General features: G+C 66.3%; 30 protein-coding genes, 1 tRNA gene and 1 pseudogene. 15 read left to right on the top strand and 17 right to left on the bottom strand.

What is annotated here, in order from left to right:
• Positions 1 to 26 precede the first annotated feature (26 nt).
• The 5 genes from AC5Y4D_RS23145 to fdxA are packed head-to-tail and all read right to left on the bottom strand — an operon-like array spanning position 27 to position 2741.
• Positions 27 to 947: an NAD(P)H-dependent flavin oxidoreductase gene (locus AC5Y4D_RS23145; RefSeq protein ID WP_500038313.1), complete on the bottom strand. Its 921-nt coding sequence runs from the start codon at positions 945 to 947 to the stop codon at positions 27 to 29.
• A gap of 2 nt (positions 948 to 949) precedes the next feature.
• A complete protein-coding gene (locus tag AC5Y4D_RS23140) occupies positions 950 to 1297 on the bottom strand; it encodes a cupin domain-containing protein (RefSeq protein WP_499946696.1) in 348 nt (115 codons plus the stop codon).
• Positions 1298 to 1308: 11 nt separating this feature from the next.
• The gene (locus tag AC5Y4D_RS23135; protein WP_499992836.1) at positions 1309 to 1734 is read right to left on the bottom strand and encodes a hypothetical protein; all 426 of its coding nucleotides are present in this window, start codon (positions 1732 to 1734) and stop codon (positions 1309 to 1311) included.
• Positions 1731 to 2387 carry a helix-turn-helix transcriptional regulator gene (locus AC5Y4D_RS23130; protein ID WP_499992834.1) on the bottom strand — a complete coding sequence of 219 codons (657 nt, stop codon included), beginning with the start codon at positions 2385 to 2387 and terminating at the stop codon, positions 1731 to 1733. The genes AC5Y4D_RS23135 and AC5Y4D_RS23130 overlap by 4 nt, the downstream gene beginning before the upstream one ends.
• 12 nt (positions 2388 to 2399) lie before the next feature.
• Positions 2400 to 2741 (bottom strand): ferredoxin, encoded by a 342-nt coding sequence (gene fdxA / locus AC5Y4D_RS23125; RefSeq protein ID WP_499946699.1) that lies wholly within the window; start codon positions 2739 to 2741, stop codon positions 2400 to 2402.
• A gap of 52 nt (positions 2742 to 2793) precedes the next feature.
• Between fdxA and AC5Y4D_RS23120 the strand changes: the two genes are divergently transcribed.
• On the top strand, positions 2794 to 3396 hold the full coding sequence (locus tag AC5Y4D_RS23120; protein WP_499992832.1) for a DUF2249 domain-containing protein: 603 nt from the start codon (positions 2794 to 2796) through the stop codon (positions 3394 to 3396).
• Positions 3396 to 4202 (top strand): class I SAM-dependent methyltransferase, encoded by an 807-nt coding sequence (locus AC5Y4D_RS23115; RefSeq protein WP_499992830.1) that lies wholly within the window; start codon positions 3396 to 3398, stop codon positions 4200 to 4202. Before AC5Y4D_RS23120 ends, AC5Y4D_RS23115 begins: the two co-directional genes overlap by 1 nt.
• Here AC5Y4D_RS23115 and AC5Y4D_RS23110 read toward each other — a convergent pair.
• The 3 genes from AC5Y4D_RS23110 to pcaH are packed head-to-tail and all read right to left on the bottom strand — an operon-like array spanning position 4199 to position 6727.
• Positions 4199 to 5416, bottom strand: coding sequence for a lyase family protein (locus AC5Y4D_RS23110; RefSeq protein WP_500038312.1), 1218 nt, complete (start codon positions 5414 to 5416; stop codon positions 4199 to 4201). The genes AC5Y4D_RS23115 and AC5Y4D_RS23110 overlap by 4 nt on opposite strands.
• Positions 5413 to 5982 (bottom strand): protocatechuate 3,4-dioxygenase subunit alpha, encoded by a 570-nt coding sequence (pcaG, locus tag AC5Y4D_RS23105; protein WP_499992826.1) that lies wholly within the window; start codon positions 5980 to 5982, stop codon positions 5413 to 5415. Before pcaG ends, AC5Y4D_RS23110 begins: the two co-directional genes overlap by 4 nt.
• On the bottom strand, positions 5975 to 6727 hold the full coding sequence (gene pcaH / locus AC5Y4D_RS23100; protein ID WP_500038311.1) for a protocatechuate 3,4-dioxygenase subunit beta: 753 nt from the start codon (positions 6725 to 6727) through the stop codon (positions 5975 to 5977). The genes pcaG and pcaH overlap by 8 nt, the downstream gene beginning before the upstream one ends.
• A 211-nt stretch (positions 6728 to 6938) precedes the next feature.
• Between pcaH and AC5Y4D_RS23095 the strand changes: the two genes are divergently transcribed.
• Genes AC5Y4D_RS23095 through phtC form a run of 5 tightly spaced genes read left to right on the top strand, consistent with a single transcriptional unit; the run spans position 6939 to position 10487 of the window.
• Positions 6939 to 8216: an aromatic ring-hydroxylating dioxygenase subunit alpha gene (locus AC5Y4D_RS23095; protein ID WP_499992889.1), complete on the top strand. Its 1278-nt coding sequence runs from the start codon at positions 6939 to 6941 to the stop codon at positions 8214 to 8216.
• On the top strand, positions 8213 to 8734 hold the full coding sequence (locus tag AC5Y4D_RS23090) for a 3-phenylpropionate/cinnamic acid dioxygenase subunit beta (protein WP_499992823.1): 522 nt from the start codon (positions 8213 to 8215) through the stop codon (positions 8732 to 8734). Before AC5Y4D_RS23095 ends, AC5Y4D_RS23090 begins: the two co-directional genes overlap by 4 nt.
• Complete coding sequence (locus AC5Y4D_RS23085; protein WP_500038310.1) at positions 8731 to 8982, top strand: dihydrodiol dehydrogenase; 252 nt, start codon at positions 8731 to 8733, stop codon at positions 8980 to 8982. Before AC5Y4D_RS23090 ends, AC5Y4D_RS23085 begins: the two co-directional genes overlap by 4 nt.
• Positions 8966 to 9772 (top strand): 3-(cis-5,6-dihydroxycyclohexa-1,3-dien-1-yl)propanoate dehydrogenase, encoded by an 807-nt coding sequence (hcaB, locus tag AC5Y4D_RS23080; RefSeq protein WP_500038309.1) that lies wholly within the window; start codon positions 8966 to 8968, stop codon positions 9770 to 9772. The genes AC5Y4D_RS23085 and hcaB overlap by 17 nt, the downstream gene beginning before the upstream one ends.
• Positions 9765 to 10487: a 3,4-dihydroxyphthalate decarboxylase gene (phtC, locus tag AC5Y4D_RS23075; RefSeq protein ID WP_500038308.1), complete on the top strand. Its 723-nt coding sequence runs from the start codon at positions 9765 to 9767 to the stop codon at positions 10485 to 10487. Before hcaB ends, phtC begins: the two co-directional genes overlap by 8 nt.
• On the opposite strand, the gene AC5Y4D_RS23070 is transcribed toward phtC, so the two are convergent.
• The gene (locus tag AC5Y4D_RS23070; RefSeq protein ID WP_500038307.1) at positions 10475 to 11260 is read right to left on the bottom strand and encodes an IclR family transcriptional regulator; all 786 of its coding nucleotides are present in this window, start codon (positions 11258 to 11260) and stop codon (positions 10475 to 10477) included. The genes phtC and AC5Y4D_RS23070 overlap by 13 nt on opposite strands.
• Positions 11261 to 11462: 202 nt before the next feature.
• Between AC5Y4D_RS23070 and AC5Y4D_RS23065 the strand changes: the two are divergent.
• The 3 genes and pseudogenes from AC5Y4D_RS23065 to AC5Y4D_RS23055 form a co-directional block, all read left to right on the top strand.
• Positions 11463 to 12470 (top strand): annotated as a pseudogene (locus tag AC5Y4D_RS23065) (PPE family protein); the annotation flags it as partial.
• 42 nt (positions 12471 to 12512) lie between these two features.
• Positions 12513 to 13328 carry a hypothetical protein gene (locus tag AC5Y4D_RS23060; RefSeq protein WP_500038322.1) on the top strand — a complete coding sequence of 272 codons (816 nt, stop codon included), beginning with the start codon at positions 12513 to 12515 and terminating at the stop codon, positions 13326 to 13328.
• 80 nt (positions 13329 to 13408) lie between these two features.
• Positions 13409 to 14068 carry a DedA family protein gene (locus AC5Y4D_RS23055; protein WP_500038306.1) on the top strand — a complete coding sequence of 220 codons (660 nt, stop codon included), beginning with the start codon at positions 13409 to 13411 and terminating at the stop codon, positions 14066 to 14068.
• Position 14069: 1 nt separating this feature from the next.
• Here AC5Y4D_RS23055 and AC5Y4D_RS23050 read toward each other — a convergent pair whose 3' ends face one another.
• On the bottom strand, positions 14070 to 14687 hold the full coding sequence (locus AC5Y4D_RS23050; RefSeq protein WP_499946711.1) for a TetR/AcrR family transcriptional regulator: 618 nt from the start codon (positions 14685 to 14687) through the stop codon (positions 14070 to 14072).
• A 158-nt stretch (positions 14688 to 14845) separates the two neighbouring features.
• On the opposite strand from AC5Y4D_RS23050, the gene AC5Y4D_RS23045 reads away from it, so the two are divergent.
• A complete protein-coding gene (locus AC5Y4D_RS23045) occupies positions 14846 to 15265 on the top strand; it encodes an anti-sigma factor antagonist (RefSeq protein WP_499992812.1) in 420 nt (139 codons plus the stop codon).
• 9 nt (positions 15266 to 15274) lie between these two features.
• Here AC5Y4D_RS23045 and AC5Y4D_RS23040 read toward each other — a convergent pair whose 3' ends face one another.
• Positions 15275 to 15919: a TetR/AcrR family transcriptional regulator gene (locus AC5Y4D_RS23040; protein ID WP_500038305.1), complete on the bottom strand. Its 645-nt coding sequence runs from the start codon at positions 15917 to 15919 to the stop codon at positions 15275 to 15277.
• A gap of 151 nt (positions 15920 to 16070) precedes the next feature.
• On the opposite strand from AC5Y4D_RS23040, the gene AC5Y4D_RS23035 reads away from it, so the two are divergent.
• On the top strand, positions 16071 to 17177 hold the full coding sequence (locus AC5Y4D_RS23035; protein WP_500038304.1) for a carboxylate-amine ligase: 1107 nt from the start codon (positions 16071 to 16073) through the stop codon (positions 17175 to 17177).
• A 7-nt stretch (positions 17178 to 17184) separates the two neighbouring features.
• On the opposite strand, the gene AC5Y4D_RS23030 is transcribed toward AC5Y4D_RS23035, so the two are convergent.
• From AC5Y4D_RS23030 to AC5Y4D_RS23010, 5 genes are all read right to left on the bottom strand, one after another.
• Complete coding sequence (locus AC5Y4D_RS23030) at positions 17185 to 17952, bottom strand: sulfite exporter TauE/SafE family protein (RefSeq protein ID WP_500038321.1); 768 nt, start codon at positions 17950 to 17952, stop codon at positions 17185 to 17187.
• Between the two features lie 107 nt (positions 17953 to 18059).
• Positions 18060 to 18926, bottom strand: coding sequence for a hypothetical protein (locus AC5Y4D_RS23025; RefSeq protein WP_500038303.1), 867 nt, complete (start codon positions 18924 to 18926; stop codon positions 18060 to 18062).
• Positions 18927 to 19047: 121 nt separating this feature from the next.
• Positions 19048 to 19338, bottom strand: a complete 291-nt coding sequence (locus AC5Y4D_RS23020; RefSeq protein WP_499946716.1) for a hypothetical protein — start codon at positions 19336 to 19338, stop codon at positions 19048 to 19050.
• A gap of 3 nt (positions 19339 to 19341) precedes the next feature.
• Complete coding sequence (locus tag AC5Y4D_RS23015) at positions 19342 to 19635, bottom strand: putative quinol monooxygenase (RefSeq protein ID WP_499946717.1); 294 nt, start codon at positions 19633 to 19635, stop codon at positions 19342 to 19344.
• Positions 19636 to 20008: 373 nt separating this feature from the next.
• A tRNA-Ser gene (locus AC5Y4D_RS23010) sits at positions 20009 to 20075 on the bottom strand.
• A gap of 174 nt (positions 20076 to 20249) precedes the next feature.
• Here AC5Y4D_RS23010 and AC5Y4D_RS23005 point away from each other — a divergent pair.
• From AC5Y4D_RS23005 to AC5Y4D_RS22995, 3 genes are all read left to right on the top strand, one after another.
• The gene (locus AC5Y4D_RS23005; protein WP_500038302.1) at positions 20250 to 21782 is read left to right on the top strand and encodes a rolling circle replication-associated protein; all 1533 of its coding nucleotides are present in this window, start codon (positions 20250 to 20252) and stop codon (positions 21780 to 21782) included.
• Between the two features lie 114 nt (positions 21783 to 21896).
• Positions 21897 to 22268: a hypothetical protein gene (locus tag AC5Y4D_RS23000; protein WP_500038301.1), complete on the top strand. Its 372-nt coding sequence runs from the start codon at positions 21897 to 21899 to the stop codon at positions 22266 to 22268.
• Positions 22269 to 22448: 180 nt separating this feature from the next.
• A complete protein-coding gene (locus AC5Y4D_RS22995) occupies positions 22449 to 23195 on the top strand; it encodes a DUF5131 family protein (RefSeq protein WP_500038300.1) in 747 nt (248 codons plus the stop codon).
• Here AC5Y4D_RS22995 and tcmP read toward each other — a convergent pair.
• On the bottom strand, positions 23185 to 24384 hold the full coding sequence (gene tcmP, locus AC5Y4D_RS22990; protein WP_500038299.1) for a three-Cys-motif partner protein TcmP: 1200 nt from the start codon (positions 24382 to 24384) through the stop codon (positions 23185 to 23187). The two genes, AC5Y4D_RS22995 and tcmP, sit on opposite strands and share 11 nt — an antisense overlap.
• Between the last annotated feature and the right edge of the window lie 45 nt (positions 24385 to 24429).

Below are 24429 nucleotides of genomic sequence, written 5' to 3'. Positions count from 1 at the left end.
ACTTCGGGCCGCGAATGCGGCGTCGGTCACGTCGCGGGATCCGACCAGGCCGCAAGCAGCCGCTGCGCACCCGCGCACATCGCCTCGATGACCTGCGCGACCGGGGCGTCGTCGCCGATCATCCCGACGCCCTGACCGGCGTCGACCGCGGTGGTTTGCGTGACGTCGGGCCGCCCGGCCAGTTCCTGTTCGTGACCCGTCCAGCGCGCGACGAACTCGTCGTCCAGCACCCGCGACGGGAACCGTTCCGGCCAGGGCAGCCCCGCGGCGACGTCGAAGACCCGGGTGATCCGGGTGTCGGTCGCTGCGGCATCGATGAGCGCCCGGCGGCTCGCGTCGCCGGTCAACGCCTCCGGGCAGGCCGCCAGCCGGGTGCCCACCCACGCGCCGCTCGCACCGGCGGCCAGCACCGCGGCCAGGCTGCGGGGTGACGCGACGCCACCACCGGCCAGCACCGGTACGCACACCGCGTCCAGGACGGCGTCCAGCAGCGGCAGCGTCCCGAGTCGCACCTCGCCGTGCCCGCCGCCTTCGGCACCGCGCGCCACCAGGATGTCGACGCCGGCGTCGGCCGCCCGACACGCCCCTGACGCGTCGTAAACCTGTGTGACCGTTGCGATTCCGGCATCGCGTGCCTGTTCGACCCAGGACCAGTCGGTACCGAAGCTGACCGACAGCAGCGCCGGGCCCGCGGCCAGGGCGTCGTCCAGCAGCCCGGGCCGGCTACGCATCACCCAGTCCACCAGACCGATCCCGAACCGCCCGCGGACGTGTTGGAGTTCGGTGGCCAGCGACGTCCTGGTCGCCGTGCTGCCCATCCCGACCATGCCCAGACCGCCGGCCGCGGTGACCGCCGCCGCCAGTCGTCCGCCGGCCACGCCGCCCATCGGCGCGTTGACGATCGGCACCCGCAGGCCGAAGTCCCGCGACCAGGGCGTGACCAGCACGTTCAGTGGGCGGCGCCGGGCTGGGACTTCAGCACGGTCAGCATCACCACCGAATCCTCGACGGCGTACAGCGCGTGACGCACCGGCGGGATGGCGAGGTGATCGCCGGTCTTGCCGTCCCAGGCGTCCTCACCGGCGGTGAGGCGGACATGGCCCTGCAATACCTGCAGCGTGGCCTCCCCCGGACTGTCGTGTTCGGACAGGTCGTGGTCGGCGAGCAGGGCCAGCACCGTCTGGCGCAGCTCGTGGTTGTGTCCGCCGTGGATGGTATGGGCGGCGCGGCCGCTGTGCGACTTGCGCGCCTCGGCCAACTTCTCGGAGGCCAGGTCGGTCAGCGAGATCGATTCCATGATGAGTCCTTTCAGACGCTTAAGAGGAGTATGCCCGCCACGATCAGCGCGATGACCTTGACCGCCTCCAGACCGACATAGACGTAGTGGGCATGGGAGCGCGGACCATCCGAGCCGGCCAGCACCCGATCGGAGCGGCGGGTCAACCGGGGCCGAACCGTGACCAGCTGGATGGCCAGCACGACGGCGACGACCGAGTATGCCGCGATGATCCGCGTCGGCGTCGGCCCGGCGACCAGGAGCGCGAGCAGCACGAGCGCGAACCCGACCTCGACCGTGTTCAGCGCGCGGAAGACCAGCCGCCCGATGCCCAGGCCGATCTGCAGTGTCACATTGGGCGCCCGGAATTTCAGCGGAGCTTCCAGGAACGAGATGGCCAACACCATGCCCAGCCACACGAATGTGATCGCGATCTCCACTGCGCGTGCGGTACTCACCGCTGCACTCCTTCCACCAGATGGGTCAGGCACAGATCCGGTTCCACGAACGCCTCGAGCCGATCGACGGTGATCGGTGCCGCCCAGCTCTCCAGCGCGCCCTGCATCAAGCCCAGATGGATCGGACACACGACGCTGGATTGGGCCTCGGCCAGCTCCAGGAACGGGCAGTGCCGCAACCCGACCTGTTGCCTGCCGTCGGATTCCCGGCGTTCCGGGGCGAAGCCGAGCTCGTCGAGCAACCCGATCAGGTGGTCGATCGAGCTGTCGACACTCGGAGTGTCCGGCGCCGGCAGGCGTTCGCCCCACGCCCGCCCCGCGGCCATCGCCCGAACACTCGAATCCGGTTCTGCGGCAAGGCCGTTGGCGAGTATTTCGGCGAGCAACCGGTAGTGCCGGGCACCGCCGCGGTCCATCTGCCGGACGGCCTGGAACATCAGCGGCGGACGGCCCGGACCGCGGCGCGCGGACTCGACCCGTTCCACTTGGCCGTCCGCAACCAGGCTGTCGAGGTGGAAGCGAACCGTGTTGGGATGTACACCCAGCTCCTCGGCGATCGCGGCGATGCTCAACGAATCCCGGGACGCCCGCAACACTCGTAGTACCGCGCGGCGGCGGCCGGCGTCCTCGAGTGGCGCGGTCTGGTCACTCACTGGCATATCCCCTTAGGCAGTCTTGGGCTGGCTGGCCACCAGCGGCGCGTCGGCAGCGATCGGGCCCACCTTGGCGGCACCACCCGGTGAACCCAGCGGCGCGTCGCGCCCAGGCAGAGTTTGACTGAAGAACGCATCATTGTCGGCCAGATACGGCTGCAGATCCTCGGGCAGGTCGTCTTCGTAGTAGATCGCCTCGACCGGGCACACCGGCTCGCACGCGCCACAGTCCACGCACTCGTCGGGATGGATGTAGAGCGCCCGGCCTCCCTCGTAGATGCAATCGACCGGACACTCTTCCACACAGGCCCGGTCCATCACGTCGATGCATGGCTTTCCGATCACGTATGTCATGCGCTAGATTTTACACAAGACGACTTGTATAAACTAGAGGTTGGGAATAACTATGGCCGACAACGAACTTGACGTCCGAGCGCTACGCAAGCCGGACAAGCATCCCACCATTTTCGCCACCTACAACGCGCTTTCGCCCGGTCAGTCGTTCGTGTTGGTCAACAACCACGATCCCAAACACCTACGATCCGAGTTCGACGCCGAATACCCCGGCAGTTACGGCTGGGAGTACCTGGACAAAGGGCCGCAGGTCTGGCGCATCAGGATCAGCAAGCGCACCACCACTCCCCTGCCCCGGGTGCTGGCCGACACGTCCGACCTGGCCGCGCAGACAACACCCGACGTGACCGGGGCGGTGTGGAAACTCGAGATGCGCGAGCGTGATCTGGACGCCAACATCATCGCGCTCGGACCGGAAGGCAGAATCGACGCACATACTGGACCCGATCTGGACGTCCTGATCCATGTGCTGTCCGGCGAAGGCCGGTTGACCACCGAGGAGGGCATCATCGACCTCTACCCGGGCGCCATACTCTGGCTGCCACGACGTTCCCGGCGGCAGTTCGCCGCCGGCCCGGCCGGGCTGCGCTATCTCACCGTGCACAAGCGGCGCCCGGCGCTGGTTCTGGAGCCGCCAGCGCGGCAGGCAATCTGATGGCGGACAAGAAGGAGCCGCTGCCGTCGTCGAAGCGCGACGACGAACACGTGCAGGGACACTGGCTGCTGGCGCGGCTCGGCAAGCGGGTGTTGCGGCCCGGGGGCGTCGAACTCACCCGCACGTTGCTGGCCCGCGCCGATGTCACCGACGCCGACGTCGTCGAGCTGGCACCGGGGCTGGGCCGCACCGCTGCGGAGATCATCGCCCGCAACCCGCGGTCCTATGTCGGCGCGGAAGGTGACGCCGACGCGGCCAACCACGTGCGCACCGTGCTGGGCGGCAGAGGCGAGGTCCGGGTCACCGACGCCGCCGAAACCGGCCTGCCCGACGCCAGCGCCGACGTCGTCATCGGCGAGGCGATGCTGACCATGCAGGGCGATTCGGCCAAGCACGCCATCGTGGCCGAGGCGGCGCGGGTGCTGCGACCGGGCGGCCGCTACGCGATCCACGAACTGGCACTGACTCCCGACGACGTCCCCGCCGAGATCAGCACCGAGGTCCGCCAGTCGCTGGCGCGCGCGATCAAGGTCAACGCGCGCCCGCTGACCATTGCCGAGTGGACTGAGCTGCTCGCCGGGCACGGGCTGGTGGTCGAAAACGTCGCCACCGCACCGATGGCACTGCTGCAGCCCCGCCGGATAATTTCCGACGAAGGGCCGTTGGGCGCCTTGCGGTTCGCCAAGAACGTGCTGACCCAACCCGACGCGCGCAAGCGAGTCCTGATGATGCGCAGCACTTTTCGCCGGCACCGCGAGCGCCTGGCCGCGGTCGCGATCGTCGCGTGCAAGCCCGGCCGGGCTTAACCGGTCAGCGTCCGCCGGGCGCGCTCGACGCTCTGCTCGATCAGCCGGTCGACGGCACCCAGGTAGCTCGCCGACGGCGCGTTCCCGGTGAGTTCGGCGATGGTCCGTTGTTCGCCGAGAACGTCTGCGCCGCCGAGGTTTTCGGCCATGGCAGCGGTGTGCACCCGCAGACCGTCCAGCAACTCCGCACACTGGGATCCGGCGACGACGGTCCGGCGCGCCAGGGTCCGCAGGGTGTCCCATTCGGCATGCCACGAGCCGTCCGGGCGTTCGTCGTTGGCCAGAGCCGCGGCGGTGTGCAGGGTGGCGGCCAACGGGGGCGCGGTGAGCGCGGCACGCCGAATCAGGATGGACAGCACGGGATTGCGTTTGTGCGGCATCGACGACGAGCCGCCCCGCCGGTCACCGGCCGGTTCGCTGAGTTCGGCGATCTCGGGACGCGCGAGGGTGAGGACGTCGGCGGCGATGCGGCCCCAGCAGTCGGTGCACGCGACCAGTGCGTCGCCGACGGCGGCGACCGGCGTCCGGGTGGTGTGCCAGGGCGGGCGGTAGGTCAGTCCCAAAGTAGCGGCGGCACTGCGGGCTACCTGTTCGGCCAGCTGCGCAGGATCGGTTGTGGCGGTGCGCAGCGTGGCCAGTTCGACCGTGGCCGACCATGTCCCGACGGCCCCGCCGAACTGGGCCGGGATGGCCAGCGTGCCGAATCGGGCGTAGGCGTCGACAACGCCGTCCAGCCAGCCCGCGACCTTGGCGCCGAACGTGGTCGGCGCGGCGTGCTGGGTCAGGGTGCGCGCGAGCATCGGGGTGGCGCGATGGCTTTCGGCCAGCGCCGACAGTGCCCAGATCTGTTGGGCCAGTAGCTCGGTCACTTTGCCGATGACGTCGCGGGTGGCCAGCATCAGCGCGGTGTCGACGACGTCCTGGCTGGTGAGGCCGCGGTGGATCCACGGAGCCACCGCCGGGACCGCCCGCTGGCGCAGCAGCGCCACCAGCCCGATCACCGGGTTGCCGCCGTCCTCGGCCGTCACCGCAAGTTGTTCGCAGTCGTGCTCGAGGACCAGATGCGCAAGGTCGGCACCCGCGACCGGAGCCAGACCGGCAGCGGCCAGCGCGTTCAGCCATGCCGATTCGACCGCGACCATCGACCGCAGCAGGGTGTGGTCGGTCATGTACTCCCCGGCCCGCTCGTCGCCGGGCCACAACAGGTTGGTCATCGCCGGCCTTCCTCGTACGCCAGGAACACCGTCTCGCCAGGACCTTGGAGACGGATGTCGAAGCGGAATCGTCTTCCCGCGCCGTCGGTTTCGTCGATGCACAACAGGGTGGTCCGGCGAACCGCGGCCACGGCGGACAGTGCCGGCTCGCTGCCCAGATCGGTGCCGGGCAGGTAGGCGCGAGTGAACAGCCGGTGCAACAGCCCCCGCGCGAACACGGCGACCGTGAAGAACGCCGGTCGCTGCGGATCCGTCGAACCCGGAGCGACCGTGGTGAAGGAGTAATGCCCGTCGGCGTCGGTCGCTGCCCTGCCCCACCCGGTGAACGTCCAACCGTCGCGCCGCAATGAACCGGAAGCCCGCGGAATCCGGCCGGCGCTGTCGGGCTGCCAGATCTCGACCAACGCATCGGGCACCACCACGCCCGCCCCGTCGTAGACGGTGCCGTGCAACTCGAGCGCACCGGGAAACTCCGCGCCCACCAACTGGCTGTCCCGCGAGAAGGACGTCCCGATGCTGAAGAACGGACCGACGGTCTGCCCTGGGGTGCAAGCCATTTCACTCATCGTGGGCACCGTCGCTCAGCACGATGTCCCAGCGGTAGCCGGTGGCGTATTCGGGTTCGGTGAGGTCGTGGTCGTAGTGCGCGATGAGCCGTTGTCGCGCAACGGGATCGACGATCGACTGGTAGATGGGATCCAGCGCGAACAGCGGGTCACCGGGAAAGTACATCTGGGTGACCAAGCGTTGCGTGAATGCGGTGCCGAAGACCGAGAAATGGATGTGTGCGGGCCGCCACGCATTGTGGTGGTTGCGCCACGGGTAGGGGCCGGGCTTGACGGTCTTGAACCGGTACGAGCCGTCGGGCCCGGTGAGGCAGCGCCCGGCGCCGGTGAAGTTGGGGTCGAGCGGCGCGGGGTGCAGGTCGCGCTGATGGCGGTAGCGGCCGGCCGCGTTGGCTTGCCAGATCTCCACCAGCTGACCGGCCACCGGGCGGCCCTGCCGGTCCAGCACCCGTCCGGTCACGATGACCCGTTCCCCGATCGGCTCACCGGGGTGACCGGCCGTCAGATCGGCGTCGAGCGGGTGGACATCCTGATGGCCGAAGCACGGTGCCCAGCGTTCGATCTCCTCGGGGTCGACCGTCAGCACCGGATTTTTCGGATGCCGCAGGATGCTGCTGCGGTACGGCGGGTAGTCCAGGCGCGGCTGTGTTTCCGGACCACCCACGCACGCGTAACCGGTCGCGATCGCGGCGATCTCCGCCGAGACGTCGCGCTGCGACGAGACGCGCTCCGGTGCGGCGTTCACCAGCGTGAGGCTACGCCGCCCCTTCTCGTTGACTCTGCGCACAGGGCGACAAAGTGCGAGTAGACACCGCCCTCAGCGCAGAGTCAACGAGCAGGATGCGGGTTTCTCTCTTTCTAGCGGAGTTATTCTCTGTAGAGCAGACGCCAGTACTGGGGAGATTCCGGTGACCACTCTTGTAGACGACAACCTCTTCGAGGATGTGCGCCGCGGCATGATCCCCGCCCACATCTACAACGACAAAGACCTGTTCATGCTGGAGAAGCAGCGGTTGTTCAGTCGGGCGTGGATGTTCGTGGCCCACGAGTCGGAGATACCGCAGGACGGCGACTACGTGGTGCGCCGGGTACTCGACGATTCGTTCATCATCACCCGCGACTCCGACGGACGGGTGCGCGCTCTGTTCAATATGTGTCTGCACCGCGGCATGCAGGTGTGCCGCGCGGAGATGGGCAACGCGTCCAATTTCCGTTGCCCCTACCACGGCTGGACCTACCGCAACGACGGACGGCTCACCGGTTTACCGTTCCACCGGGAGGCCTACGGCGGTGACGACGGGTTTCCGAAGAACCAAACGCTGCTGCCCGCACCGAATTTGGCGATCTACAACGGGTTGATCTTCGTCAGCCTGGACCCGCACGCGCAGCCCCTGACCGACTTCCTCGGCGATTTCGCGTTCTATCTGGATTTCTACACCCGGCAAAGCGCACACGGGCTGGAGGTTCGGGGTCCGCAACGGTGGCGGATCAAGGCGAACTGGAAGATCGGCGCGGAGAATTTCTCCGGCGACATGTACCACACCCCGCATACGCACGCGTCGATCGTCGACATCGGACTGTTCCGCGAACCGAAGGCGCAGAAACGCAAGGACGGCGCCACGTACTGGGCGCACCGGGGCGGCGGCACCACCTACAAACTGCCACCCGGTGACTTCGGTGAACGCATGCGCTACGTGGGCTATCCCGACGAGATGATCGGCCGGATCAAACAGGTCTGGTCGCCCCGGCAGCAGCAGGTGATCGCCGAGGACGGCTTCATGTTCTCGGCGGCGACCTGCTTTCCCAACCTGAGCTTCGTGCACAACTGGCCGAAACTTCCCGGCAGCGAACAGGTGCTGCCGTTCATCTCGATCCGGCAGTGGCAGCCGATCAGCGAGAACGAAACCGAGGTCTGCTCGTGGTTCGCGGTGGACGCGGCGGCACCGGAGCAGTTCAAGAAGGATTCCTACAAGGCCTACCTGATGTGCTTCGGGTCCACCGGCATGTTCGAGCAGGACGACGTGGAGAACTGGGTGTCGCTGACCACCACCGCGGGTGGTTCGATGGCGCGGCGACTGCTGCTGAACAGCCGGATGGGACTGCTCGCCGACGACCGTCCGGTGATCGACGCGCTGCCCTCGGACTCGTTCCACGGCCCCGGCCGCGCTCAGGTCGGTTACAACGAATACAACCAGCGCGAGTTGCTCAAACTCTGGGCGGAGCACCTGCGATGAGAAAACCTCTGCCATTCAACGATATTCGCCACCTACAGGCTCATCAGTTCCTGGTGGACGAGGCCTACCTGCTGGACGCGCAGCACTACGAGGCGTGGCTGGACACCATGACCGACGACATCCGGTACGTGATGCCGGTGCGCGTGACGACCGCCCGCGGCGCCGGGTTCGACACCTCCCCCGGCATGGATCACTTCGACGAGGACATGTACTCGTTGCGCCAGCGCGTCGCGCGGATGGGCACCGAACACGTCTGGGCCGAGGACCCGCCGTCACGGCTGCGGCACTTCATCACCAACGTGCGCACATTCGACGACGATGCAGGCCAGCTACTTGTGGAGTCCGCGGAACTGCTGTTCCGCAGCCGCGGCGACGTCAACGAGAGCGCCCTGCTGTCCTGCAGCCGGGAGGACCTGCTGCGTTGGGACGACGACATCGAGGCCTGGAAGTTGGCCCGCCGCACGATCATTGCCGACGAGTCGGTGCTGCGCATGCAGAATCTGGCGGTGTTCCTGTGAAGCCCGTCGGCGAGCCAATCAGCGTGGCAAATGAATTCACCGAAGTCATGGTCCAGCGCGTGGAAACCCGCAACGGATCACGACTGCTGATCACCGCGCCCCGAACCGGCCAGTGGATCACCCTGGACGCACTCGAAGTCGAGGCGCTGACCTGGCAGAACCCCCGTACGCTGGCGGCCATGGTCGGCAACTCGAACGCGCCACTGCTGCCCGAGGAGCCGGAGAGCGACGATGACCGGTTGGCTTGACGGCAAGCGCGCGCTGGTGGTGGGCGCCGGGTCCGGGATCGGCCGGGCGGTGGTCGACGCTTTTCTCTCCGAGGGCGCACAAGTGGCTGTGCTGGAACGGGATCCGGACAAGTGCGGGCGGCTGCGCGACGAGCTTCCCGGAACCGAGGTGATCCACGGCGACGCCACCGTTCGCGAAGCCAACGACCGCGCGGTGGCCGCCGCGGTGCACCGCTACGGTGGTCTCGACACCCTGGTCAACTGTGTCGGCGTATTCGACTTCTACCAGGGGATCGACGACATCGGCGCCGACGAGTTGTCCGCCGCGTTCGACGAGATGTTCCGCACCAACGTGCTCAGTCACCTGCAATCGGTCAAAGCCGCACTTCCGTGCCTGCGGGCACAGCACGGCGCGTCGATCGTCTTGACCGAGTCCACCTCGGCCTACTATCCCGGCCGCGGCGGTGTGCTCTATGTCCCTTCGAAATTCGCGGTGCGCGGGTTGGTGACGGCACTGGCTCACGAGTTGGCCCCGCAGATCCGGGTCAACGGGGTGGCGCCGGGCGGGACGCTGAACACCGACCTGCGCGGGCTGGCCAGTCTCGGTCTCGCCGATGTCCGCCTCGACGACTCCCCCGGCCGGGCAACCGATCTGGCCGCGCGCACGCCGTTGCGGGTCGCCCTGTCCGGAGCAGACCATGCCTGGAGTTATGTGTTCCTGGCCTCCGACCGGTCCCGCGGGATCAGCGGCCAGACCATCCACCCCGACGGCGGGTTCGGAATCGGAGACCGTCGGGGCCGAGATGCTTGACCAGCAGCGCGCCCTGGTGGCCCAGGCCTGCCGGGTGGCCGCGGCCCGCGGATTGGTCGACGGCATCCTCGGCCACCTGAGCCTGCGGATCGACAACGACCACCTGCTCGTCCGCTGCCGCAGCGACGACGACACCGGGGTGGCGTTCACCCGCCCCGACGACGTCCGGCTCGTCACCTTCGACGGAAACGCGGGCGCCCCAGGCGAACTCGACGGCTATCGGGTGCCCAACGAGTTGCCCATCCACCTCGAAACCATGCTCGCCGACACACGGTACGGGGCCGTCGCGCACCTGCACCCTCCCGCCGTCGTCGCCGCGGATCTCGCCGGCATCGAACTGCGACCCATCTACGGCGCCTACGACATTGCCGGCGCCTGGCTGGCCCGCGGCGGCGTGCCGGTCTACGAACGGGCCGTGCTGATCCGAAACTCGTTGCTGGGCAAGGAAATGGTGGCCGCGATGGGCAACGCGCCGGTGGTCGTTTGCCGCGGCCACGGCATCACCAGCGCCGCGGACAGTGTGCAACGGGCGGTTTTGCAGGCGATCAGTCTCGACGAGCTGGCACGCATGTCCCTGCGGATCCGCTCGGCCGGCGGCACGCTGCGCGACATCCAGGACGCCGACTGGGCCGACCTACCGGACCTCGGGTCCGGCTTCCAGGTGGACGCCGCCTGGCGGCACGAGGTGGCCCGGCTCACCGGTCAACCCAGCTGATCGCCGATTTCCTTGCCCGCGTTGACAAGTGCGGCGGCCACGGTCGAGTACCTCGACGTCGGCAGGCGGTTCTGCGGCGCCGCGGCGTTCAACGCAAGCAACAGGCCGGGCACACGGGTGGGGATCGGCACCGCGACCGACGCGACGCCCTCCTCGCTCTCTTCGCGGTTGGTTGCGTAGCCGCGCTCCCGGATACGGGACAACTCGGACTCCAGCTTGGCGCGGCTGACGATCGAGCGCGCCGTGACAGCGTCCAGTTCTTCCCGCGGAATCAATTGTCGCAGTTCGCTTTCCGGAAGTTGCGCCAGCAACGCCTTGCCCGTCGACGTGCAGTGCGCGGGCATGGAGCGCCCCAATCGCGATGCCACCCGGACCGCTTTCGGACCTTCGACCGCGGCGACGAAACGGACGTCGGCACCGTCCAGCGTCCCGACGTGGATGGTCTCGCCCAACTGCTCGCTGAGCACACGCATGACGGGCACGGCGGTGCGCTGAATGTCGATGCGCCCGAAGATGGCGAAGGCCACACTGGTCAAGGCCGCTCCGGGCAGATATGCCTTGGACTCCGGATCCTGGCGGACGAAGCCGCGGTAGGTCAGCATCGCCAACAGTCGGTGCGCGGTGGACGAGGCGACGCCGAGGTAGCGGGTCGCCTCGCTCAATCGGATCTGTGGTCGTTCACCGAAGAGCAACAGCAGCCGCAGGGCGTTGTCGACCGACTCGATCGGATATTGCGGCGCAAGCGAATCGGAGGCCGGCCCCTGCCGTTTCATGACAGTGACGCTACTCGGCGTGCCCCCGGGAACACCCGGAACGAAGCTTCTAGCCGAAAACCGCATATGGCGCGCAAATGACAGCTACGGTTTCCGCAGCGTCGCGTTGCCCGGTGGTCGGGGAAATCATGGCTGGTAGGCAACGCGGCGCGCTCTTGTGCTGGCCCTCTGGCCGTGACCAGCCAGCTGAAAGGACCAACTCGTGAGCTATTTCGTCTTGCCTCCGGAAATCAATTCGCTGCGGATGTTCGTCGGGGCCGGTTCGGCGCCGATGCTGGAGGCCGCCGCAGCGTGGTCCGGCCTGGCCGACGAGCTGGGCACGGCCGCGGAGTCGTTCGCCTCGGTGACGTCGGGGCTGGTAGAGCAGGCATGGCAGGGACCGGCGGCGCGCGCAATGGGGGCCGCGGCGGCACCGTATACGGGGTGGCTGAGCGCGGCAGCGGCCCGCGCGGCCGGGGCGGCCAGCCAGGCTGGGGCAGTGGCGAGCGCATTCGAGGCGGCTCGAGCAGCGACCGTGCTTCCCGAGGTCGTGGCCGCCAACCGCAACGCGTTCGTGCAGCTGGTGCTCTCGAACCTGTTCGGGCAGAACGCGCCGGCCATCGCGGCCGCCGAGAGCATCTACGAAGAATTCTGGGCCGCCGACGTGGCCGCGCTGGTCGGCTACCACGGCGGCGCGCAAGCCGCGGCGTCGCAACTGGCGTCCTGGCAGGACGCACTCAACGGTCTCACGACGCTGAACACCAGCATCGGCAATACGGGCGTGTGGAATCTGGGCATCGGCAACCTGGGCGACCGCAACCTGGGCAGCGGGAACTGGGGCAGCGCCAACTTCGGCAGCGGAAACGACGGCAACGCGAACTTCGGCAGCGGCAACCTGGGCAACGCCAATCTGGGCAGCGGGAACTGGGGTAACGCGAACTTCGGCAGCGGAAACGCCGGCTACACCAACTTCGGCAATGGCAACGTCGGCAATCTCAACTTCGGCAGCGGCAACGGGCACTGGGACCAGTACTCGGGTTTCTCCAACAACGGAAATATCGGTAGCGGAAACTGGGGCGACAACAACCGCGGCTTCGGAAACTTCGGCAACACCAACTTCGGCAGCGGCAACCGGGGCTCTTTCAATCTGGGCAGCGGCAATATAGGCGACAACAACGTCGGCTTCGGCAATATCGGCACGGCCAATTTCGGCTTCGGCAATCACGGCACCAACAACGTCGGCTTCGGCCTCAGCGGCGACAACCAGGTCGGAATTGGCGCACTGAACACGGGATTGGGCAATCTCGGATTCGGCAACACCGGCAACAACAACATCGGCTTGTTCAATTCGGGCGACAACAACGTCGGCTTCTTCAATTCAGGCAACGGCAACTTCGGCTTCGGCAACGCGGGTAGCACCAACACCGGCTTCTGGAACGCCGGGTCGGTCAACACCGGTTTTGCGAACGGCGGTGACTACAACTTCGGAAGCGGCAACGCCGGCAGCCAGAATGTGGGGTTCGGTAACGCTCTCTTCGGCAACGTGGGCTTCGGAAATTCGACGTCGGGCAGCACCGGGGCCTTCAATAGCGGTTATTTCGGCGAGTACGACCCCGGGAACCACTTCGACACCGGACTCGGAAACAACACGGGTTTCTTCAACTCGGGTTACTTCAACACAGGCATGTTCAACTCGGGCAGCGTCAATACCGGTCTTTTCAACTCAGGCAACTTCATCACCGGTATGGGGCACTCGGACACTCCGGTCGGAGTAGTCAATTCGGGATTCGGCACATCGGGAACGTACGTTTCCGGCTTCTTCAATTCCGGCAGCGCCACCTCCGGCTTCTACAACGTGTCCCAGCAGCCGTTCTACGGTTTGACGTCGGGCTTCTTCAATAACGCGACGGACCGGGGCCTCGCCGGTTTCAACAACACCGGCGTGGGTTCTGCCGGGTTCTTCAACTCCGGTGATCACGTCGCAGGATTCTTCAACCCGGGCATTTACAGCTCGGGTGTGAACGTTTCCGGAGTCGGCAGCTCCGGCGGCTGGAACCAGGGCGACAACCAATCGGGCTTCTTCCACTGACCCCCCGCGAAGGTGCGGGTGGCCGTACACTCGGCGACGTTCCCGCGTGCAAACCCCGTCCGTCAGGCATCCTTTAACCCATGGATGTGGGTGCCCTGCTGCAGACAATCCCGCCGCTCGCGGTGTATCTGGTGGTCGGTGGTGTGGTCGGGCTGGAAAGTCTGGGCATTCCGCTGCCCGGGGAGATCGTGTTGGTCAGCGCCGCGTTGATGTCGTCGCATCACGAGCTGGCGGTCAACCCGGCCGGTGTCGGGGCGGCCGCGGTCATCGGCGCGGTCGTCGGCGACTCGATCGGCTATTCGATCGGTCGCCGGTTCGGGATGCCGTTGTTCGACCGCCTAGGCCGCCGCTTCCCGAAGCACTTCGGCCCCGGCCACGTGGCCCTGGCCGAGCGAACGTTCAACCGGTGGGGTGTGCGTGCGGTCTTCTTCGGCCGGTTCATCGCTTTGTTGCGGATCTTCGCCGGGCCGTTGGCGGGCGCGTTGAAAATGCCGTACCGGCGCTTTCTGGCGGCCAACGTCGCCGGCGGCATCTGCTGGGCCGGGGGCACCACCGCGCTGGTCTACATGGCAGGCGAAGCCGCCGAGAAATACATGTCCCGGTTCTCCTGGATAGCGCTGGTCGTTGCCGTCATCTGCGGTGTCACCGCCTCGATACTGCTGCGCCAACGCACCGCGAAGGCGATCGCCGAACTCGAGGCAGAGCACTACCGCAAGACCGACACGGCCGCCGCGTCCTGAGTCAGCCGACCGCCTCATCCGCCGCTGGACGGTGCTGCTCGATCAGAACGCGGGCCATCGCCTTGGCGCGGTGAGCGGCATCGGGGTCGCCGACCGCGGCGAGGATGATGGCGCCCTTCATCAGGATGTGCCACGACCAGGCGAAGTCCTCGACGTCGAGTAACCCCGCCGCCACGGCGCGTTCCCGCACGATCTGGCGGACGTTGTCGATGTGGGAGATGCTGGCCTGCCCGGCGGGATGCTCGGGACCCAGCTCGAGCAGCACGTTGATGAATGAGCAGCCCTCGTAACCGTCGCGGTTCTGGAACCACTCGTGCAGCACCTCGAAGATGGCCAGCAACTGTTCCTCGGGCGTGCTGCCCAGCTGCGCGGATTTCTGCTCGATCAAACCGTGGGTCCAGACCTCTTCGCGACGCGCCAATACCGCCAGAACCAGGTCGTTCTTGGTGGCGAAGTGACGGTAGAGGGTGGCTTTGGCAACCCCGGCCCGCTCGATGACCTCGTCGGTTCCGACGGCACGTATCCCGCGTCGGCTGAACAGTTGGTATGCGGCGCCCAAGATTCGCTCGCGGGCGGGCACGGTCGGCGCGGTAGGCCCCGTGACGTCGGGCGTTGTCATCGCCCGCCTTACCATACTCTTAGCCTGCGCCATGTAGACAGACCGCCCTGTCTCGTTATAGAAATGAGACTCACACAAGGCAATAATCTGTCTGTCTTCAGACCGCAGGACGGGCATCCATTCGCGGCGTTCCGACGCCAGTCGATTAGGAGTGCACGATGAGCCTGGTCATTTCAGAGGCGTTTTCCACCCACCTGACGCTCAGTACTCGGCTGGTCTACGAACTCGGCGAACCGCGCAGCACGCTACGCGCGATGACCGACCGCAGTGGCGATGCGGTGATCATCCACGCCGGCGGCGAAATCGACGCGTGCAACGAGCACACCTGGCGTCAGCTGGTGGCCGAGGCGGCCGCCACCGCTACGCCGCCGGGACCTTTCGTCGTCGACGTCGCCGAGGTCGACTTCATGGGGTGCTGCGCGTATGCCGTGCTGGCCGAGGCCGCCGAGCAGTGCCGCGAACGAGGGGTCGAACTGCGCCTGGTCAGTCCCGCCCCGGTCGTCGCGCGCCTGGTGCGCGCGTGCGGGTTCGATGCCCTGTTACCGATTTACCCGACGGTGGATGACGCGCTGATCTGAGCGACGGTGTTATGCCGCGCCGTTGGCGGCCAACTCCCGACCGGCACTCGTCGGCGGCGGCCCCACTTCCAGCACCGATCGCACCGCAGCGCGCAGATAGTCACGCAAGGTGGGCATGCTGTAGTGCCGCCCGCGCAAGCCGATCCACTTCGGCAGATCGATGATGCACGTTGCGATCAACTCGACCGCGCCGGAATCGCTGCGCTGCCAAAGACTTTCGGCCAACTGCGACATGACCGCATCGAGTTCGGCCTGCAGGAGTTGCAACTGCTGGGCGATGTCGCCCGGCATGGGCTGGCTCACCACCTCTTCGCGACGCACCGTCATCAGGCAGGCTGACGATCCCGGGAACATCTCGGGGTACAACAACGACGTCTCGGCCGCCGCATACACCGCGTCCAACGGCTCGCCGTCAAATTCGGCGCGGGCCTCGTCGACCAGACTGGTCAGCAGGTCGAGAAAGCGGCGCTCCGCGCGCACCCACACCCGGCCGAGCACACCCCCGCGAGATTCGAACGTCCGGTAGATGGCGCCGTTGGAAACACCGGTGGCCTTGGTGAGGGCGCGGATCGTCACCGCTTCGATGCCATCCTGGGCGACCAGGTCCTCCGTCGCATCGAGGACGTCGTCGTGGCCGCGCAACCGGGGACTCACCACTGCTCAATCACTCCTTCGTGGGACTGCATTGCGGCCATTGTCCACAACGGGCCCGATTCCTACAGCGAAATCGCCGACACTCATAAAGTCTTCGGCACGTCGAAGCCCCGAGACTTGCCGCGCCGCGGCGCGGGGGTAGCTTGCGGGAATGAGCCCACAACGCTCGAACGGCGACCTGCCCACCGTGGGTGTTGAGGAGGAGTTTCTCCTCCTGGACCCGGAGACCGGCGAACCCGCGCCGCGCAACAACGAAGTAGCCATCGAGGCGGGACGCCGGGGCGTCAAGCTGGACCGGGAGCTGAGCAGTTGCCAGGTCGAAGCCACTTCCAGCGTGGCCAGAAACAGCCAGGAGCTGCGCGAAGAACTTGCGGCGTTGCGGCGCACTGCGGTGGAGGCGGCCGACGCCGTCGGGGTCCGGCTGCTGGCGCTGGGCCTGCCGCCGGTGACGCCGCACGAGTTCCCCGTCACCGACTCCGCGCGGTACAAGCAGATCGGTGAGCAGTTCGGGATGGTCGCGCATGAGCAAGGCATCTGCGGGTGCCATGTGCACGTGCAGGTTCCCGATCGGGCGGCCGCGATCCACGCGAGCAACTGGCTGCGGCCGTGGCTGCCGACACTGCTTGCGCTGTCGGCGAATTCGGCGATCTACCGCAATTCCGACACCGGCTACGCGAGCTGGCGCAGCGTGCTGTGGCGGCGTTGGCCGGTTGCGGGTGCACCGCCGTTCTTCGCCTCCCCCGACGAGTACGACCGCACGGTGCGGATGCTGCTCGACACCGGGGTGCTGCTGGATCAGGGCATGATCTATTGGGATGTGCGGCCGTCGGCGAATTTCCCGACGGTCGAGGTCCGTGTCGCCGACGTGCCGGCGACGGTCGCCGAGACGGTGTTGCAGGCCACGCTGGTGCGGGCGGCGGTGATGACCGCGGTCGACGAACAACCCGACGGTGCCGACCGGCTGCCGCCGGCCGCGTTGCGCGCGGCGTACTGGAAGGCCGCCCACGACGGATTATCCGGGAACACACTGGATTTGGTGAACGGCCGGGGAGCGGTGCCCGCTCGCGAACAATTGTCCGCACTGGTGGAGCGGGTGCATCCAGCGTTGGATGCGCTCGGTGAGTACCAGACCGTCGTCGACGAGATCGACCGGGTGACCACGCTGGGCAATGGGGCGATGCGGCAACTGCAGGCGTGGCGGCAGCGCGGTGAGGCGATGGACGTCATCGAGGCGGCGGCCGAGGCCACGCTGGAATGAGCCAGGTTTACAGGGCGAGTAGACGGCACAACCCGATCGAACCGACCACGACGATGGTGGCGCGCAACGCATTCGGTGACAGCCGACGTCCGTAGCGGGCCCCGATCAGGCCCCCGACCAGCGATCCCGCGGCGATCAACCCGGCGCCCGGCCAGCTGATCCGGTCCCAGGCCACCAACGTATACCCAACGGCGGCAACGATATTCACCACCGACGTGAGCAGGTTCTTGGCGGCGTTCATGCGCTGCACGGATTCCGGCAGCAACGCACCCATCACGCCGACCAACAGGATCCCCTGCGCGGCAGTGAAATAGCCGCCGTAGGCGCCGACGGCAAAGGTGCCGAACAGCAGCGTCGCCGTCTTGGCCCTGGAGAGATGTTCGGTTGACTGACCCGCGTCCTCGGCCCGTCGCCGCGCCCACGATTGAATCCAGGGACCGGTCACGACCAGGATCAAGGCCAGCACCAGCAGCACCGGCACGACCCGGGTGAACTCCTTTTCGGGCAGATGCAGCAGCAGGTAGGCGCCCAGAACCCCGCCGGCCAGCGATGCCGGGATCTGCCAACGCAATCGATCCCATTGCCCGCGCAGTTCGGCGCGGTAGCCCCAGGTGCCCGACACTCCGCCGGCCACCAGCCCGACGGCATTGGACATGGTGGCCGTGACCGGCGGATAGCCGAGCGTCACCAGCATCGGGAACGTGATCAGCGTGCCGGATCCGACGAGGGCGTTGATTGCTCCGGCACCGAGTCCCGCCAGCGCGATGAAGACCATGTGGGAAACCGCCACCCTGAGAACCCCACTGGCGTAGTAGCGACACCGAAAACAGCGGGTGCCCGGGATTCACCCGAGCACCCGCTGCTTCGGTCTGACGGTCGGCGTTACGAACCCAGGTACGGAACGCCCGGCAGGTTGGGGATGTTGTGCCAGTTCGGCAACGGGCCGCCCTGCTGGAACAGCTGGACCGCCGCGTTCTGGCCGTTGGCGTTGGCAACCCATTCGCGGATCGTGAAGTACAGATCCGTACTGGCCCGAGTGGCCAGCTGGGCCGCGACGTCGTACTCGTTCATGTTGGTTCCCGGCACGGGTGTGCCGCCGCGCGGCGTGTGCGGGCCGTCCTTGTTCAGCAGCGTGTGGCACTCCTGGAAGCCGGGCGGCGGACCACCGGCGGGGCAGCCCTCGAGGGGGAACTGCTGCGCGAAATCGATGCTGTAGTAACCGGTGTGCAGGTCGGCGGGGAAGTCGGCCGGGTTGCAGACCGGGAAGATCGGCGGGGCGATCCGGTCCAGTTGGCCGATGGCGATGTTGTCGTCGACCCAGTTGGAATGGGCGTAGAAGTCCTGGAGGGTGTGCAGCAGGGCTCCGAACGCGGCCCGGGCGCCGGGTCCGTCGGCCTCCACGTCGCCGTTGACCACCGACCCGCTCAGGATGATCGGCGAGAAGGTGTCCCAAGCCACGCGGGCCCGGTTGCAGATGTCGACGGGATTGATCGAGTTGTCCAGATGGCGGAACTCGTCGGTGGCGAAGGCGTCACTGCCCAGCGCCCCGCCGCCCGGCGGGGGGCCCACCAGGATCTGGTTGACAGCCAGCTGACTGACCTGGTCAGCGGGCAGAGCGTTGCGGGTGATCGTCTCGTGGTACTTGACGTAGAACGCGTGAGCCGTCGGCGTACCGAAGGATACGACGGCAGCGACTGCCGCCAGTATCGCGACGAGGACGCCCAGCGGGTGCCTGCGGGGTAGCGTCATGACAACTCCGTGCTAGTAGGGACTCGGTTTCGTGCGCATTCGTAGACGTTTCCTCATGAACCTTACGAAATCAATAAAGACTCGGCGATATCAGCATCAACGCATCTATTGAACAAACGCTCTATAGATACGGCAGCGTCGCTGTTCCGTAGGTCTCGGAGGTGTGGGCCAACAGCTCGGCGAACTTGGCTCTCAAGGTCGCCGTGTCGTCGCCGACCGGCTTGTCGCAGAACCTGCACCGCGCCGCGAAGCGGGTCTGCTCGTCCTCGTCCGGCCAGAACCGGCGGGGGCCCACCGCGGCGCCGGGGTCGTACTGGACGGCCTGATGGGCGCTTTCGCGCAGGATCCTGCCGACCGGATGTGCCTGCGGGCATTCGAGTTTCAGCGTTCCGATGCCCTCAGAAAAGCTCATCGCCTAGACGTCGCTGGTGAGATAGCGGGTCTTGACCGGCGGCGCGGCAAGCAGCGGCGGCAGCTGCGTGAGCTTGCCCTCCCCCGCCCGGAAGCTGCGGTAAGCCTCGTCGTGATCCACGGACTCCCAGACCTCGTAGATCAGCCAATGCGCTTCGTCTTCTTCGTCCACCCACACGTCGGTCTGCAGATTGCCCTCGAATGCGCGGGTGTCCTGCAGAGCCCGGCCCATCAGCTCTCGGCCCGCTGACACTTCATCGGGCTTGAAGCGCAGTTCGAGAATCACCGTGATCGGCATCGTCGCCTCCCCTTCTGCCGCGTGGTGCGGTCACCAGCGGCATCGTACTTCGCCGGGTGTGGCGCTGGCCCGGGTGCTTAAAGGGCGTACGGTTTTCTCAACCGGCACATGGTGATTCGGCCTACGTCGCAGAGCGGTTACTACCGCCAGCGCGCAAATAACCGATCGGGTTTCGGCCCAGGCGGCCCAGCTCGGCGCAGCATGCTCGGTAGACATTCCCGTGCCTGGTCAGTCCGGGAGTGTTCCAGCGGGACGTTTTCTCTCGCAGAAGAAGCAGGTGACGGTCCGGACGCACCAACCCTGCACAGCCATCGCCGTAACTTGCGCGGGTGACACCCCGACGGCGTGAACAATCGATACAGGCGTGTATCTGTGGTGGTCCCGGCTGGGATCGAACCAGCGACCTTCCGCGTGTGAAGCGGACTGAATAGCCGTCGACCTGTGCTTTATGTACTTCCATGCGTCATATACGACGCATTGAGCAGGGCTGACGCAGGTTGCCCGTCTAACAACCGGACGCAAACCGGACACGGTGAAAGCACTCCTGACAGGGGACCCTTCATCGCCCGTCACCGAGTGATGCGCGCCTTGGGTTTCCCGGGAGTAGGTACCCGATGCCCAGCGCCACGGGATCGACTGCGCGTCCAACGAGGACGACAGCGGAGCGACCCACTCTTGGACCGACCACAAACCGGGCGGCCAGCCGGAACACGGACGAAGCCGCGGACGCCGGTAGGCCGCGAGCGCCCGAGGCCGCCAAGGCCGCAGGGCGCGAGAGCGATAGCGGTCGGTCGGATGGCGGTAGCGGCGTAGGCCGTGTTCCGGCTGGGACCGACGGGCTTGTTATATGTGCCAAAAGTGTCCGCGACCCACTTGCCGACGGGATCGCAGCCGGCGAACTGCGGGCGATCGACGCATTGGGGCTGCGGTTCCCGAGCCCCGAGATGGCCGCCGCGGCTGCGGCGCTGTTCGAACCCGCAGCGCCTTGGGCTTGTGGTCCTGGGCGCCGCGGTACCGAGCCGGAATCCGGCCGGTTTCGGATCACTGTTGGCCCAGGTGTCGTGCGGCTGGGGTGGACCAATCCCGTTAGGGCCGAGAAAACAGCAGAACGGGCCGTCGGCCATCACCAACGTGACGTTGACGACGCCAAGCTGCACATAAGAAACGATTCCGCCCTCACTGCCGGGAACGGTGATCAGGCCGTCGTGTCTTCGACACGACGGAGGTCTACGGAAAACGAGCAGCGCAGGGCTGGTGGTGTCATCACCGAGTGGTCCCGTAAATCACGGTCGGCAATGTGCCGGACCTTTGCAGAACTCGACTACACCCCCTTGGTGGAGTCGGGCCGTGTCCCGGCCATGATCACCCTGACCTATCCCGGCGACTGGGAGGTCGTCGCCCCAGATGGGGCGAGCGTGAAGCGACACATGGTGTTGTGGCGCAAGAGGTTTCAACGCGAGTATGGCGAACCCGCTCGCTACATCTGGAAACTGGAATTCCAACGTCGCGGCGCACCACACATTCACCTGTGGATGGCACCGCCCATGTCGCCGGGTCGCTCGGGCCGGAGTTTCAGCCAATGGTTGTCAGAGACGTGGGCACAGGTCGTAGATCACCCTGATCCGGAGCAGAAGGCTCGCCATCGGCTTGCCGGCACTGCCATAGACGTACGCAACGGACTGAGGGCCTGCGACCCCAAACGCCTGGCCATCTACTTCACCAAGCACTCGTCGCCAAACCTGCACGGCGACAAGGAATACCAGCACATCGTGCCCGAAACTTGGCGGCAGCCTGGCCGCGGCCCCGGCCGGTTCTGGGGCGTTTACGGGGTCAAGAAGGCGATCGCCCTCGTCGAGGTCGCCCAGGACGCATACCTCGCTGCTCGCCGAATCCTGCGGCGATGGTCACGCAGCCAAGCGATCTACGGCAATCCCGCCAGCAGCTTCCCCACCGCCGTCGTGCCGCGCACGGCCACTTGGTTGGTCCCCCGTGTTGGTCAGGGCACCGGTGTCGTGACCCATCGGAGGGTGCGACGACGACGAGCCTTCTGCAACCAAGGCGGCCTTGCCGGCGGATACGCGCTAGTGAATGACGGTCCAACCTTTGCAGCTAATCTAGCCGCGGCATTGTCGCTGAGCCTTCCGTAGGTCAAAGCCGGTTAATCTCACCACTGCCGATGAGCGCAAGTCTTTTTCGTCGCCCGATACATTCTTTCGTACGACCGTAGAAAACTGCCGGTTTCGCGTCTTACAGTTGCGACCATGGCTACTCCTCCGGTCTCGCTCCCGACATCATCGCGACGCCCACCGGCCTGGCAACGCTGGTTGCTCAACGCGATGTACAACTTCGATCGCTACACGATCGATGACTGGCGGGGTCTCATGGGAGACCATCTCCAGCGGCCCAAAGGTGCCACCGCGATGCAGACTGCTCATTACACGGTCGATCTTTTGCGCCACGTTAGAGCGCTCACCTCGGCGACCGCGATCCTTGCTTCACACGGCCATCCCGCAGCCCGCTCCCAATTAGCCGACGCCGCACTCGACCTCAAGAGCGCTCTTGACAGACTTTACGAAGCGCGGGATGAGCTACTGAAATCCGCTGGCGCCGAACGCGTTACTGATGCTGATTAGGAGCAATCTCCGTCAACCAGCCAAACCCGAATAATCCAGCACCACCAAAGCGAAGCACAATCGCAACTTGAAGCCCTGGACGCAGGCGACACAGCAGCGAATTACATCGATGTAATTTTTCCGTCGGTACCCGACCATAGGGTGACGGAGCACGGAAACATAGCTAGCTGAGGAGGCCCGATGGCGGATCGATCGGCGATCGAATGGACCGAGGCGACCTGGAACCCCGTCACCGGATGCGACCGCATTTCCGCCGGATGCGACCACTGCTACGCGATGACATTGGCCAAGCGGCTCAAGGCGATGGGCTCGGCGAAGTATCAGGTGGACGGAGACTCGCGCACCTCGGGCCCCGGCTTCGGGCTGACGGTACATCCGCAGGCGCTCGACGAGCCGCGGCGGTGGCGCAACTCCCGGGTGGTGTTCGTGAACTCGATGTCCGACCTCTTCCACGCCCGGGTGCCGATTGAATTCGTTCGCGACGTGTTCGACGTCTGTCGCGACACCCCACAGCACACCTACCAGGTGCTGACAAAGCGTAGCCTGCGCCTGCGCCGCGTAGCCGACAAGCTCGATTGGCCGGAGAACCTCTGGATGGGCGTGTCTGTGGAGAACGCTGACGCCCTGCCCCGCATCGACCACCTCCGCGAGGTGCCGGCCGCGGTGCGGTTCCTATCCTGCGAGCCGCTGATCGGCCCGCTCGACGGTATCGATCTCACCGGCATTGGATGGGTAATCGTCGGTGGCGAATCCGGTCCTCGGTACCGGCCGATCGAGCTGTCGTGGGCACGGGGGATCCGGGACGCTTGCACCGAGGCCGAGGTGCCGTTCTTCTTCAAGCAGTGGGGCGGCCGCACCCCGAAAGCGGCGGGACGTGAACTTGACGGTCAGCTGTGGGACGAGATGCCCGAGGCCGCTACGGGTTAGGAGCCGTGGTCTTGCGGATAACGTGCTGGTGCGGCTTCGACACCTTGGTCACGTGTTCGATCTCGCCCGACTTCACCAAAGCGCGAACCGCCGCCGTGTACGCAGTCTCCTTGGCCTCACCGTAGAGGTCTCCGTACACCTCCTTCACGTGCCGGACCACCTCTTTCGGTTGACCGTCGGCAGTGAGCCGCCGCAAGTTTTCGGTGATGTGCGCAATCGCTTGAGTGTGTTCCCTCTCAAACTGATCTGCCACGGCGTCCCACAGTGTTCCCTGCGGTTCATCGGGGTCCGGCCCCAAGAACTCAATCCATCTCTGTCGCGCCTTTGCGCTGGCAGCTCCGAACACCCAGAAGCCGTGTGGGTCCTGGGTGAGGAATATCAAGTAGTAGACGGGCTGGTGATGGACCTGGCGCCGTACCGGTGCGACGACGTATCCGTACCCGGTTCCGTCGATCAGATGTTTGGCGTACTCGATCGCGACGTTCTCCGCGGCTGACTCCCAATCGCGCCCGCCAGATGCCTCATGCGACCTCAGCGCCACACCTCGCCACCACTCACCGCCACACACGGCGTCTGCCTTCGCGACACCGCCGAGGTCCAGTTGGCCCTTCTTCAACTGACCGCCTGCTCGCCGTATCAGGTCGGCGCTGAAGTTCAACAACAACTCGGTCCGCGGCCATTTGCCCCGCGTACGGAGGATGTCCCTGATGGAACTCATCGGGAGCACGCCCCCGCAGGGATCAAGGAAGACGAACAGACTGGCTCCGGCGGCCAACTGCAACGCCTCGTCGATGTAATCCCCGCATTCGCCGTGGTGGCTGTCGATGCGGATACCTCGGGCGCGGTACTCGTCGGCCACCGCGTCGAGGGACTCGTAGTCCCGACGGTTCTTCTCAATCAGGAGAAGATCGATCTGGGTGGTGTTCTTGGCCTTCTGAGAGGCGAGCATCATGTGCTCAGCGGATCCTGCTTCACCGGTGTCGAAGCGACCTCGACCGGCGAACCCGTCGAAGAGCACCGCTCGCTTCGGCTTGAGCTTGCTCGCTGTCATCGTCGCGAATCTGACGACGTACTGCTCGAGGATCGCATGCTTGTAGACCGATTGCGGCCTGGGGCTTTCCAGCAACCCTGCGTCGGTACCGGTGGGCATGGGCTTTGCATCCTGGCCGATCAGCGCCGCATCGACCAAGCCATCGATCCGGATGATCGAGTCGATGCGGTCAACATGCGAAGT

This window comes from Mycobacterium sp. NGS67, from assembly GCF_059812185.1.
This window is presented reverse-complemented; position numbering and strand designations above follow the sequence as displayed.

Excerpts from the sequence above, each read along its gene's own strand:
- AC5Y4D_RS23070 (WP_500038307.1), bottom strand. The coding sequence starts at position 11,260 with ATGAAACGGCAGGGGCCGGCCTCCGATTCGCTTGCGCCGCAATATCCG.
- AC5Y4D_RS23095 (WP_499992889.1), top strand. The coding sequence starts at position 6,939 with ATGATCCCCGCCCACATCTACAACGACAAAGACCTGTTCATGCTGGAG.
- AC5Y4D_RS23020 (WP_499946716.1), bottom strand. The coding sequence starts at position 19,338 with ATGAGCTTTTCTGAGGGCATCGGAACGCTGAAACTCGAATGCCCGCAG.
- AC5Y4D_RS23005 (WP_500038302.1), top strand. The coding sequence starts at position 20,250 with ATGCCCAGCGCCACGGGATCGACTGCGCGTCCAACGAGGACGACAGCG.
- phtC (WP_500038308.1), top strand. The coding sequence starts at position 9,765 with ATGCTTGACCAGCAGCGCGCCCTGGTGGCCCAGGCCTGCCGGGTGGCC.
- AC5Y4D_RS23015 (WP_499946717.1), bottom strand. The coding sequence starts at position 19,635 with ATGCCGATCACGGTGATTCTCGAACTGCGCTTCAAGCCCGATGAAGTG.
- AC5Y4D_RS23090 (WP_499992823.1), top strand. The coding sequence starts at position 8,213 with ATGAGAAAACCTCTGCCATTCAACGATATTCGCCACCTACAGGCTCAT.
- AC5Y4D_RS23025 (WP_500038303.1), bottom strand. The coding sequence starts at position 18,926 with ATGACGCTACCCCGCAGGCACCCGCTGGGCGTCCTCGTCGCGATACTG.
- AC5Y4D_RS23140 (WP_499946696.1), bottom strand. The coding sequence starts at position 1,297 with ATGGAATCGATCTCGCTGACCGACCTGGCCTCCGAGAAGTTGGCCGAG.
- AC5Y4D_RS23110 (WP_500038312.1), bottom strand. The coding sequence starts at position 5,416 with ATGACCAACCTGTTGTGGCCCGGCGACGAGCGGGCCGGGGAGTACATG.
- AC5Y4D_RS23115 (WP_499992830.1), top strand. The coding sequence starts at position 3,396 with ATGGCGGACAAGAAGGAGCCGCTGCCGTCGTCGAAGCGCGACGACGAA.
- hcaB (WP_500038309.1), top strand. The coding sequence starts at position 8,966 with ATGACCGGTTGGCTTGACGGCAAGCGCGCGCTGGTGGTGGGCGCCGGG.
- AC5Y4D_RS23045 (WP_499992812.1), top strand. The coding sequence starts at position 14,846 with ATGAGCCTGGTCATTTCAGAGGCGTTTTCCACCCACCTGACGCTCAGT.
- pcaG (WP_499992826.1), bottom strand. The coding sequence starts at position 5,982 with ATGAGTGAAATGGCTTGCACCCCAGGGCAGACCGTCGGTCCGTTCTTC.
- AC5Y4D_RS23055 (WP_500038306.1), top strand. The coding sequence starts at position 13,409 with ATGGATGTGGGTGCCCTGCTGCAGACAATCCCGCCGCTCGCGGTGTAT.
- AC5Y4D_RS23050 (WP_499946711.1), bottom strand. The coding sequence starts at position 14,687 with ATGACAACGCCCGACGTCACGGGGCCTACCGCGCCGACCGTGCCCGCC.
- fdxA (WP_499946699.1), bottom strand. The coding sequence starts at position 2,741 with ATGACATACGTGATCGGAAAGCCATGCATCGACGTGATGGACCGGGCC.
- AC5Y4D_RS23030 (WP_500038321.1), bottom strand. The coding sequence starts at position 17,952 with ATGGTCTTCATCGCGCTGGCGGGACTCGGTGCCGGAGCAATCAACGCC.
- AC5Y4D_RS22995 (WP_500038300.1), top strand. The coding sequence starts at position 22,449 with ATGGCGGATCGATCGGCGATCGAATGGACCGAGGCGACCTGGAACCCC.
- AC5Y4D_RS23120 (WP_499992832.1), top strand. The coding sequence starts at position 2,794 with ATGGCCGACAACGAACTTGACGTCCGAGCGCTACGCAAGCCGGACAAG.
- AC5Y4D_RS23035 (WP_500038304.1), top strand. The coding sequence starts at position 16,071 with ATGAGCCCACAACGCTCGAACGGCGACCTGCCCACCGTGGGTGTTGAG.
- AC5Y4D_RS23000 (WP_500038301.1), top strand. The coding sequence starts at position 21,897 with ATGGCTACTCCTCCGGTCTCGCTCCCGACATCATCGCGACGCCCACCG.